The following is an 890-nucleotide window of genomic DNA, read 5'->3' as shown; positions in this document are numbered from 1 at the left end:
CTGCGTCTGAACCTGTTCAAGATGTATGACGCATCCAAAGACAAGAAGAAAAAACAAAGCAGACCACATGATGAAAGTCATGTTGATCATAAAGAGAAAAAGGAGAAGAAAACTATGACGAAAACCATGAAAATCGAAGGAATGATGTGCGGTCACTGTGAGGCAAGAGTGAAAAAGACTCTGGAAGGTATTGAGGGCGTAACCGGCGCAGAGGTAAGCCATGAGAAGGGAACCGCAGTCGTTACTCTGGAGAAAGAGATCGCAGACAGCGTGCTGAAAGAGGCTGTAGAGGCACAGGATTACAAGGTGGTATCTGTAGAGTAATTGCAGGTAAGGTGGCATGTACGGGCGTTTACCTGTTTTGCAGGAAGCAATTGGAAACGTCCGGTGCATGCATGATATAGCTTAAGTTGCGGCTGACAAGATCATGCGGCTGTCTGGGAAAGCACAGGCAGCCGCAGACGTTGAAAAAAGAAAAAACTGGATTTGGGTCAGAAATCCAGATGAAACAATCAGGAGGAAGAGCCGTGTCACATTCACAAAATTCCATGGGCTACATGGTGGTGCTTTGCATCATCCTGTACATAGTGGGCGTATCCATTTATCTCTTCGTAAAATTTGTAAGAAAAAAACTGGATGAGGCGAGAGACCGCAGATTCCAGAGAGAACATCAGGTAAGTCCGATGAGCGAAATGAAAACGGAAGATCCGTCGGAAAAGCAGATTCATTCATAAGAAAAACTGACAGAAAAAGAAGACAGAAGGGAGCAAGCTATTATGATAGACATGATTGTAATCTTAGTCATTGCAGTATTTGTACTTCTTGGTGTAAAATCCACCATCAAGCATTTTAAAGGCGAGGGAGCCTGCTGTGGAGGCGGCGGTGGAAGC

General features: G+C 44.8%; 2 protein-coding genes. Both read left to right on the top strand.

Annotated elements, in window-relative coordinates; all coding sequences use genetic code 11:
- Positions 1-324 (top strand): cation transporter (locus tag DXA97_RS19810; protein ID WP_182436970.1); only part of this gene is annotated, 324 nt, incomplete at its 5' end.
- 203 nt (positions 325-527) lie between these two features.
- Entirely contained in the window at positions 528-734 is a 207-nt protein-coding gene (locus tag DXA97_RS19805) for a hypothetical protein (RefSeq protein ID WP_147354191.1), read from the top strand.
- Positions 735-890: the final 156 nt, after the last annotated feature.

Source organism: Clostridium sp. OF09-36 (assembly GCF_003481985.1).
Lineage (GTDB): Bacteria > Bacillota > Clostridia > Lachnospirales > Lachnospiraceae > Brotaphodocola.
The sequence above is the reverse complement of the archived record's forward strand: the minus strand, read 5'-3'. Positions and strand labels throughout refer to the sequence as shown.